We start from the raw sequence: 9,211 nt of genomic DNA, 5'->3' as shown, positions 1-9,211 counted from the left end.
AGCGCCTCACGGCGCACCGGATCAGAAGGTTAGGGGTTCGAGTCCCTTCGGGCGCGCAAGATAAAGAGGCGGTTGACCTGCGGAAACGTAGATCAACCGCCTCTCTTCGTTTGTCCACTGTGGACCTGAAGTGTTCCGGAAGTGATCGGCTGTTTCGGAAGGGTCCAGGCCGGTCCGTGCTGGTCGGCGCGGGTCTGTGCCGCTTGGTCCACCGTTTCCGAAAAGGGATCCGGCGGGTGACGGCCGGTGGGTGGCATCTGACCGGTTGTGGATTTCGGGGCTGTTGAAGACCCATCTGGGTGGGGCGGCAGACGCGGTTCGATCTCGGTGGCCGGGCCTGCGTCAGGTTGGGGGCCGGGTGCCCCGCCCGGTGTTGCCCGGCGGTGGCGCCGCCTCGCCGGCTACGCCGCCCGGTTCTGCGGCGGAGCCGGTGCACTCATCTGCCGATGAGCGAGTGGGATGAGCATGCGTGCGAGCGGGTGGTGTACCTCACTTCGGTCGGGCTGGCCAGGCTCGGTTACGCCGGACGTCGGCGAGTTGAAGATCGTCATCGGTCCGCGACCGCGTCACCGTCGTGTAGACCGCCGTGGATTCGATCGTCGTGGTGGGCGGTGAGCGCATTGCCGTGCGAAAATGAAGCTGCATGCAGGGCGACATTCGTGGAGGTAGGACGGCGTGCCCGACCCCGGGTCAGACAGCCGAGCGATCCTTGAGCTGCGGCAGCACATCGAGCAGGACCGGGCGCGACTGGCGTCGCTGCACCCCGGATCGCCGGCCTACTGGCAACTCCGGCGACGGATCCTCCGGAGTTCGGCAAGCCTCCGCGATCTGGAAGAAGACGTCAAGTTGCGGGCCCATCAGGTCACCGCGGTGAGGCTCTTCTCCATCCTGATGGGCGGCATCCTCGTCCTTGCCGGCTGGGGATCATGGAAGCTGCTGATCGGCGTCGGGGTGGCAGCGGTCGGGGTGTGGATCGCCGACCGGCTGCCCGACCATTTCTACCGCACCGGCCTGGGATTCGAGCGCCGCGCCAAGACGTAAGGATCGTCCTGGCGCCAGTCAGCCACGTCGCGACGAAGTCCCCGTGTGCTGCTCGCGGCGGTGGTGAGGGCCGCCAGGGCGACATCTAGCAGGCGGGCGCAGACCATCGAGGCCCGGGCACTTGCCGAGAACAACCGCACGATCCGGCCGCGCGAGGCCGTGCCGGCACGTGGGTCGTCGTACTCGCGGTCGTCGCAACGATCATGCGTTGTGAACCGCGATGCTTGATCACGTATCCGGACATGCCGCGATCCGCTCGCCAACCAAGGTGGTGAAGCGCTGGACGCCGGCGTGCGGCCGTGCCGAGGAGCGTGCTTCCCACCTTGGGCGCGTCCGGTCGGGACGTGTCGGCAGTTCGGCAGGATACAAGGGTGGACCTTGACGACCTGCTGCCTGCCGCCCGATCACCGGCAGACTACTTGCGGGTCCTTGATGATCTGCGGTTGGACGACAGCGGGCTGGCCGTGCTGGCGGGCAGCCCGTACTCCTTCGTTCGGCTTGCCGTTGCCCGGCATCAGCGGGCGGCGGCGCCACATCTACGGCGTCTGCTCGAGGGCGAGTACACCGACTGGGACTCCAACGCGGTACTCCTGCTCGTCGCCCGTCACGCCGGCGCCGACCGTCCGGTGCTGCCTGCGGTGCTCGACCGGGTGACGGAACTGTTACGTGCCGGCGCCCGGCCATATGCCGCAGCCCTGACCCTCGCCGAGCGACCCGAGCTGCGATCGGACGAGATCCGCCCGCTCGGCCGACTCGCCGGTGCATCCAGGCGAATGCGCCGAGGACTGAACCGCGCGTTAGCGGCCCGTACGCCACCGTCGGCGTAGCGGACGGCACCGCGCTGTCATGCCGCCGATCGAGCGCTGCACTCGATCGGTTGCCGTCACGCTGCGTACGCCGTTCGGGCGGGCTTGGACGGTGAAGCCTCGAACCGTCGGCGTCCGGTCCTGGCATCACGGTCGGCGTTCGCCGGTTCCCGCCCGACGTCATCGTGGTCGCCGTCCGGCTCTACCTGCGGTACAACCTGTCCTATCGCGATGTCGACGAGCTGTTGCTCGAGCGTGGTGTCGAGGTCGACCACGTCACCGTCTTCCGGTGGGTGCAACGCTTCACCCCGCCGCCGTTCGTGGGGTGAGCTACCGGGCGTACCCGCGCGATCACCCCGATTGCCGGGAGCGGCTGAGTGCGGCGGCTTGCCGGGATCAACGGCCGCCGAATGAGTGTCAGGCCCGCTCTCCCGCCGGTTTCCTCGGCAGTGGGCGGAAGATGTATCGGACGTGACGGGCCTGGCAAGGTGACGGTGGTCAGCGTGGGCCCGTGACGGCCGGAACGGTCTCGTCGCGTGTCCGGTCCGCCCGGTCCTCCCCGGAGCCTCAGCGTGCGACGACCTCGGCGTTGAAGCGCTGCACAAGTGCCCTGGCCTCCTCCTCCCGCCCGACCGGCACCAGGAGGTCGGCCAGCTGGTGCTGCTGCGTGGCGCCGTCGCTGCCGCTGGTCGTCGTCGTGAACACCACCCGCATCGGCGGGCCCGCCACCAGCGTGACCGCGGTCAACGGGCCGGTCGGGGCGAAGGCCGCGTAGCGGCCCGGTCGGCGCAGCACGCCGATCGCGCTGATCCGCAGCTCGCCGGTGCGCTCGCGGCGGGCCGGCAGCCCCGACCCGCCCAGCGGCGCGGCCGCGACGACGGCCAGGCCGACCACGACGCAGAACCCGCCGATCCAGCCGAACGTGGCCGCGGCCGGGTCGTCCCACACCAGGCCGATGACGGCGATCACGGCGCCGAGGCCGATCATGAGGTGGGCGCTGAGGTTCCCGCGTCGCCGCCGCGCGGCCTCGATCGTGTCGGCGGTACGCCACTGTTGCTCGTCGTAGGTCCAGTGGGCCCAGCATTCGCCACGGGTCAGCCTAGCCATGTCGTCGAGGTACCGCCGCGGCTGGTACATGACCGCCATCAGGACGAGCGCGGCGCCCCCCGCGATCAAGATCCCGGCCGCGACGATGACGCCGATCTCGATCCGGAACGACGTGTCGGTTTCGCCGTCCGTGCCGATCAGCATGAGCCAGCACACGATGCCGGCGAGCGGGAACACGCCGAAGACCATCATGACCAGGTTGCGCAGATGCTCGACCGCCAAGATCTTCTTCATGCCCGGCAGGGTACGAATGCCCGCCGGTGCGTGCCGCCGTCCGGCCGATTCCCGACAGTCGATCTCGGCTCCGGGGCGTCGTGGCCAGCACCACGCCGGGCCGCACCGTCGCGTGGCATGGCGGTGCGGAAGGTTTCCCGCCCCGTGCCGCGTGGAATCACCAACCGAAACCGCCCGTCCTGAAGAGGTGGCAGCCATGCCGGCATCCGATCCTTCCGGTCTCGCCTCGATGGGGGCCTGGCTGCGCGACGACCCGTCGCTCGTCAGGCCGGAGACGCTGAGCCAGGACGTGCGGTAGCTCGCGCTCGACGCCGGCCCGACCCGGACAGGCGCCCAGTGCTCAAGGACCCGGCCTGGCCCAGCCGGCTCAGGGCACGGGCCGCCGCGCCGGTCACGGTCACCGTGATCGGTCAGGTGTCATCCGGCAAGTCGACGTTCGTCAACTCGCTGCTCGGCCGCCGGTTGTCGCCGAGTTCGCAGGACCCGACCGACGGTGTCGTGTCCGTCCTGCAGGCCACGAAGCCCGGCGAGCCCGAGCGGGTCACCGCCGACGGGCGCGTGGAGCCGTTCGCGGCGCTGGAGGACGGTGTCCGCTTCCTGGCCGCCAGTCGGCCGGTGAACGGGAGCAGCTCGGCAGCCGGGAGGTCAGGCTGGGCGATGAGGTTGCGGATGTTGACGCCGTCGTTGAGCAGGAACGTGCGCAGGAAACGCTCCCAGTCGGGGTCGAAGTCGTTGGCGAGCAGGTACGGCAGGAGGGTGCCAAGCCCCGGGAAGTGTCCGGAGGCATCGCCGATCGCGGTGCGATACACCGGTTCGTTCAGCTCCAGCAGCAGCGCTCGCGCGGCGGCCTCCACCTTGGGCACGACGAGGTGGTAGGAGGCGTCGTACTCGCCGATCCAGTACAACTGCAGCGCGGTGGCAAGGGCGTTCGCCAGCGACGGGTCCGCGCCGATGTCGGCGAGGAACGCGGTCAGGTCCGCTTGGGAGGGGATCCCGAACCGCTCGTTGATCTGGAACAGGGCTCTGGCCAGGAGTCGGCCGTTCATGCCGAGGTCTTGGTGCTCGGCTCGGACCAGCTCGCGGTCGAACGCTGCGGCGTCACCGTTGACGGTGCGGCTGGGCAGGTCGCCGTCTCGGAACAGCACGATGTTGGCCAGCAGGCTCACGATGGACACGACTCACGCACATCTGCCGATGAGCGCGCACCCCAACTGTGCCGTTGACACACCCGCCGTGGACTGGTGGATGGCGGGCTGGACCGCACTGGGTGCAACGCTGTCCGCGCCGACCGATCGTCTCGACGGACTCGCCTCAGTCCTCGTCTTCCTCGTCGTCTTGCGCGTCATCGCCGGTCGGGAACAGCAGCATGTCGGCGACGAAGCAGGCCACGCTACCGGTGGCGTCGTAGCCGATCCAGGTTGGGTAGGCGCCATCACCCCAACCGCTGGACCACGCGACCATCGCTCCGGAATCGATTGTGCGGTATCGCGGTTCGACCAGGCCGGCGAGCGTGCGCCAAACGTCTTGCATCCGACCGGCAGCGTCCGCATCAACGAAGCAGGCCATGCCGGCGTCGACTCCGAAGCCGAAGAACTCACCATAGCCGAGTTCGAGCGGTTCTTGGCCGTCGCGTAGGGCCATTTCCCACCGTATGACGGGCTGGTGCGTGACGTCGAGACGTACCGCACAGACCCGGCTGTGGCGCGGGTCGTCGACGAAGGTGGCGAGGCTGACCGAGACTGGGTACGACCCCGGCGGCACGAGCACGGTGAACGGCACGGCATCGAAGTCCAGTGACGACGGATCCGCAGCGACCAACCGACCCGAGGTCAGGTGCAGCGGCCCGGCTGTGTGGACCGACAACCCCAATCGCCGGTCCTCGACTTCGACGACGGCGTCAGGTCTGAACAGCTCTCCGATGCCGTGGGGTGCGAATGGACGAGGTGGCCGCCACGGCGGGCGGCCACCCCTAGACACCGCAAGCTGGTGCCGGACGACGTCGACGAACTCCACGGGCGCGTCTCCAGCGAGGCTGAGCAGCCGGTGTCAGCGCCCGAACTCGGCTACAGGCAGCCGAGGCGGTGCCTGCGCTGACGTCGACTCCTGCCTGGCGCCCAAATCGCCGCGTGGTTCGATGACGTCTGTCCGCCGCCCAGTCACATCGAAGGTCGTCAACGTCCTGGCGGCAACGTGCAGGTACTCATAGCGGCCGACATCGGGCGGACCGTCCCATGTCCGGATCTCCCGCAGGAACAGGTCACCTACCCCAGTGCCGCGAAACACGTGCCGAGACAGTGGCCGCTGGGCGGCGTCGAACCGCGAAACCCGGCAGTATTCATCGCTCCAGGACAGATCCATCACCGCATGCAACCGACCCTGCAACAACAGCACGACGGTATACGGCTCACCCGCCGCGTCACGTTCACGCGCAACGGTTACCGGCAACGGGTTCACCACCCCGGCATCCCACCCGTCGCAGTACACAGCCTCAAGCCTCGTCACCACGCCGTGACCCTACCGACCCCCACCGAACACCAGATCAAGTGCGCGCTCATGCCGCAATCAACGCGCGCCGGTTCTACAACGCCGCGGCGCTCGTGGCAACATTTCCGGATGCGTGAGTCTGTAGCGGTGGTCCATGACCTGGTGTCCCGGTTCTCACCGCTCGACGAGCTCGGCGCCGAGCATCGCGCGTCAGCGCTGGCCTGGCTGGCGAGCACGGACAATGTGTTCCGCCGGGTCAAACCAGCGTCCCCGTCGCAGCACCTGGTGTCCTACGTGGTGCCGGTCGCCGCCGACGGACGGATCCTGCTCGTCGACCACGTCAACGCCGGGCTGTGGCTCCCGCCGGGTGGTCACGTCGAGGTCGACGAGGACCCCGCGCTGACCGCGCGGCGGGAGATCCAGCATGTCATCCGCCGCGCCGTACGCGTGGCAAGCCAGGGACCAGGACGAGGAATCGACGCGAAGCGGGCCGTCAGCCGCCCGCGTGAAGTACGGACGCACGTCGAAATCCGTCTGATCCACACCGCGACTCTATGAGAGGACACTGACCGAAGCGCAGACAGGTTTCCCCTGATCACGTATCCGCTCATCAGCGTAAGACGTTCTGCGTCAAGCCTTTGGTCGGTGCCTCGTCCGTCGTCTGTCCCGGCATAGCGGTAATGGGGTTGGTCCCGGCAGCGTGTAATCGGGTTGGTGAGACGACGGGCGGGGCTGCCCATGATGAGCGTCGAGGTAACCGTGGTTCCTCAATGCCGCGTGGGGCTCGCCCCGACCCAGCGTGACGGGCTGTCTGCAGAGGTCAGGCAGCGGCGGGCATCACCGTGCGGGGCTCGGCGCCGTGGGTGGCGATGACCGGGTCCCAGGCTCGGCCGGTGGTGATGACGGCGTGCAGCTGGCGCAGGATCGCTGCGGCGATCACGGCCTGGGCTTGGGTGACGGTGAGCTTGTTCTGCTCCCGGGTGGTCAGGTGGGTGAACCGGGCGGCGTAGACCGGGTTGGCGCGTTGCGCGCCCCACACGGCTCGCCACGCGGCCAGCCGGAGCCCGGGGCGTCCCTGCCCGGTCAGTTTGGTGCGGCCTTTGAACGTGCCGGACAGCTTCTCCCGCGGGGCCAGGCCGGCGTGCTTGACCAACGCCCGGGCACTGGCGAACCGGTTCGGGTCGCCGGTCTCGGCGAGGATCGCCGCGGCGCCGACCGCGGACAGACCAGGGATCGAGGTAGCCAGCTCGATCAGTCGCAGTTCGTCGGGCCGCCGCCGGTGTGTTGGGCTGGCGGCCCGGCGATGCGGTTGGACGGGGTTACCAGCGGACGCTGAACCGGGTGTCCGGTCGGACGATCTCGCCCACGCCTGGCGCTGGCACGGATGCATGGTCGGTGTTGGTGCGCCGGTGGGCGGTGACGGTCGGCTGGGCGGGCCGGTGCTGGTCCCATTGGTGCAGCAGGTCGGTGAGGTCGGCGGCGAGCTTTTCGGCGTCGGGGCCGTGGGCGGTGACGCCGAGTTCGTCGAGGGTGTCGGTGACGGGGTGGGCGGTGATGTAGGCGATGGTGCCGCCGCGGTAGATGCCGGCGCCGGCCCAGCGGCGGGCGGGGTCGGCGAGGCCGAGGGTGCGGGCGGTGGCGGTGACCGACAGCCGCGCGAACGGATGGGTGGCGTGGGTGAGCAGCCACAGGTCGAGATGCTGGGTGGGTTGGTCGTCGTGGACCTGGATGCCGGTGCGGTGGGCGTGCGCGGGATGGTTGAGGGCGTAGCTGAGGGACGGGTGGTCGGGCTGGTCGTCGGGGTCGGTGCGCAGGGCGACGCCGTCGGCGAGCGGGACGTGGCTGTTGGCGGTGGTGATCGTGCCGCGCATGGGGACGAACCCGCAGACTTCGGCGTGGGTGCTGGTCAGGACGCCGTGGTCGTCGAGGGCGAATCCGAGGGAGCGGGTGAGGCCGCTGCCGTGCAGGCGGACCGGGGCGACGATGCGTCCGTCGGGTGCGAGCTGGTCCCACCAGGCGGCGGTGATGTCGGACGCTTCGGCGGTGACGATGATCCGCTGGTAAGGGGCCGCGGGTGGGTGGCCGAGGGTGCCGTCGCCGCAGATGACGGTGACGTGGGGGTAGCCGGCGCGGTCGAGCGCGGCGCGGGCTCCGGCGGCGAGGTCCTCGTCGAGTTCGATCGTGACAACGGTGCCGGTCGGTCCGACGAGTTCGGCGAGCAGTGCGGCGTTGATGCCCGTCGCGGCGCCGATCTCCAGCACCCGCTGTTCGGGCTGGGCCTGGAGCTGTTCGAGCATCGCGGCGACGAGGTTCGGCTTGGACGCCGAGGACAGCGACGCGCCGTCGGTGTCGCGTTTCGTGACGATCGGATTGGTGCCGTAGGCGACCTCGAGCGGGACGTCGGGCAGGAACAGATGCCGCCGGACCGTCCGGAACGCTGCCTCGACCGCCGGGGTGCGGAACGTGCCGCGGCCGCGGATGTCATCGGCGAGCGCCGCCCGCAGCCCAGCGTCGTCGACCCCTCCACCGCTCGCCGCGGCGTCGGCGGGCTCGGCGGGTTCGATTGCACCTGCACCTGCAGCGGCGGCGGTGGCGTCGGTGGTCACCGGGGCGACTGTAGCGGCGCCGGCGGCCGTGGCGGGCCGGTCAACGGCCGGTTCACGCTGAAAGACGACGTGGCGGGCGGCGGCGGCGAGGGTGTGCTGGTCAGCTGCGGCGACACCGTGCCGGTTGAACAGAAACAGCACGTGGTCGGTGAGGATCGCGCGGATGCCGCGGGTGAGCCCGCCACGCTGGGCGAGGTCGGCCAGCGCGGCGCCTGCCTGCTCGAACGCGGCCGGCCAGCCAGGCGCGGCACACAGCGGGCTGGTGTCGGTGTCGACGGTGGCCAGGATGAGCTGCCGCACCGCGGCGAGCTGGGCCGGGACCGGTTCGTCGGCGTGGTCGCCGGATGCGGCGGCGCGGTGGTCGGCGACGGCGACCCAGATATCGCCCTGCTCGTACCAGTCCTGCCCGGCAGCGCGCATGAGCCGGGTGGCCAGCACCAGACCGAGTTCGCGGCGGTGATCGACGCGGTGGTCGCGGTCGGCACCCGCGAGGTACCCGAGCAGGTGCCGGCTGTCGGCGTGGAACAGGGTGTGGGCCAGGTCCATCGCGGCGGCGCCACCGAAGCGGTGAACCTCCGGTTCGTAGACGACCTCGGCCCAGTCGCGCAGGCCGGTGACGGCGGCGACGTCGGTGAGGTGCCGGATGAGCTCCGCGACACGGCCGGTGTCGGCGCTCGGTGCCGGCTGCAGCCGCAGCCGCCACGCCGGGCCCTTCCGGACGAACCACCACCGGTCCAGCACGCCGTCGTGCTCGCCGCCGCGCAGCAGCGGTCCGAGCTGGTCGGCGGCGTCGCGTTCGGCGGTTTGCCAGGTGCCGAAGGTGAGGTTGAGCTGCCGCCAGCCGTTGGCGTTGGTGTGTCCTGTCACGATGCGGTGTCCCATCGGTCGGTGGTCGGGTCGGTGGATTCGGGCACTGGACGCGGGTGGTCAACT

The 9,211-nt window shown here is 70.0% G+C and carries 9 protein-coding genes and 1 pseudogene; 5 read left to right on the top strand and 5 right to left on the bottom strand.

Annotation, left to right across the window (positions count from 1 at the left end; translation table 11 throughout):
- Window positions 1-675 precede the first annotated feature (675 nt).
- The 3 genes and pseudogenes from ACFPIJ_RS56005 to ACFPIJ_RS55995 all read left to right on the top strand — a co-directional run.
- Window positions 676-1,041 carry a hypothetical protein gene (locus ACFPIJ_RS56005; protein ID WP_380127747.1) on the top strand — a complete coding sequence of 122 codons (366 nt, stop codon included), beginning with the start codon at window positions 676-678 and terminating at the stop codon, window positions 1,039-1,041.
- Window positions 1,042-1,412: 371 nt separating this feature from the next.
- Window positions 1,413-1,868: a hypothetical protein gene (locus ACFPIJ_RS56000; RefSeq protein ID WP_380127746.1), complete on the top strand. Its 456-nt coding sequence runs from the start codon at window positions 1,413-1,415 to the stop codon at window positions 1,866-1,868.
- A gap of 125 nt (window positions 1,869-1,993) precedes the next feature.
- Window positions 1,994-2,158: pseudogene (locus ACFPIJ_RS55995) on the top strand (IS6 family transposase); the annotation flags it as partial.
- Window positions 2,159-2,414: 256 nt separating this feature from the next.
- On the opposite strand, the gene ACFPIJ_RS55990 reads toward ACFPIJ_RS55995, so the two are convergent.
- Entirely contained in the window at window positions 2,415-3,188 is a 774-nt protein-coding gene (locus ACFPIJ_RS55990) for a hypothetical protein (protein ID WP_380127745.1), read from the bottom strand.
- Window positions 3,189-3,524: 336 nt separating this feature from the next.
- Between ACFPIJ_RS55990 and ACFPIJ_RS55985 the strand changes: the two genes are divergently transcribed.
- Window positions 3,525-4,064 carry a dynamin family protein gene (locus tag ACFPIJ_RS55985; RefSeq protein WP_380127744.1) on the top strand — a complete coding sequence of 180 codons (540 nt, stop codon included), beginning with the start codon at window positions 3,525-3,527 and terminating at the stop codon, window positions 4,062-4,064.
- A 435-nt stretch (window positions 4,065-4,499) separates the two neighbouring features.
- Here ACFPIJ_RS55985 and ACFPIJ_RS55980 read toward each other — a convergent pair whose 3' ends face one another.
- Together ACFPIJ_RS55980 and ACFPIJ_RS55975 are read right to left on the bottom strand one after the other, a co-directional pair.
- Window positions 4,500-5,201, bottom strand: coding sequence for a DUF4241 domain-containing protein (locus tag ACFPIJ_RS55980; RefSeq protein ID WP_380127743.1), 702 nt, complete (start codon window positions 5,199-5,201; stop codon window positions 4,500-4,502).
- A 33-nt stretch (window positions 5,202-5,234) separates the two neighbouring features.
- Window positions 5,235-5,693, bottom strand: coding sequence for a hypothetical protein (locus ACFPIJ_RS55975; protein ID WP_380127742.1), 459 nt, complete (start codon window positions 5,691-5,693; stop codon window positions 5,235-5,237).
- A 108-nt stretch (window positions 5,694-5,801) separates the two neighbouring features.
- On the opposite strand from ACFPIJ_RS55975, the gene ACFPIJ_RS55970 reads away from it, so the two are divergent.
- Window positions 5,802-6,230: an NUDIX domain-containing protein gene (locus ACFPIJ_RS55970; RefSeq protein ID WP_380127741.1), complete on the top strand. Its 429-nt coding sequence runs from the start codon at window positions 5,802-5,804 to the stop codon at window positions 6,228-6,230.
- A 262-nt stretch (window positions 6,231-6,492) separates the two neighbouring features.
- On the opposite strand, the gene ACFPIJ_RS55965 is transcribed toward ACFPIJ_RS55970, so the two are convergent.
- Together ACFPIJ_RS55965 and fxlM are read right to left on the bottom strand one after the other, a co-directional pair.
- The gene (locus ACFPIJ_RS55965; RefSeq protein ID WP_380127740.1) at window positions 6,493-7,062 is read right to left on the bottom strand and encodes a transposase; all 570 of its coding nucleotides are present in this window, start codon (window positions 7,060-7,062) and stop codon (window positions 6,493-6,495) included.
- Window positions 6,992-9,160, bottom strand: a complete 2,169-nt coding sequence (gene fxlM / locus ACFPIJ_RS55960) for a methyltransferase, FxLD system (protein ID WP_380127739.1) — start codon at window positions 9,158-9,160, stop codon at window positions 6,992-6,994. Before fxlM ends, ACFPIJ_RS55965 begins: the two co-directional genes overlap by 71 nt.
- Window positions 9,161-9,211: the final 51 nt, after the last annotated feature.

It is taken from the genome of Dactylosporangium cerinum (assembly GCF_042653625.1).
Classification (GTDB): Bacteria; Actinomycetota; Actinomycetes; order Mycobacteriales; family Micromonosporaceae; genus Dactylosporangium; species Dactylosporangium cerinum.
This window is presented reverse-complemented; position numbering and strand designations above follow the sequence as displayed.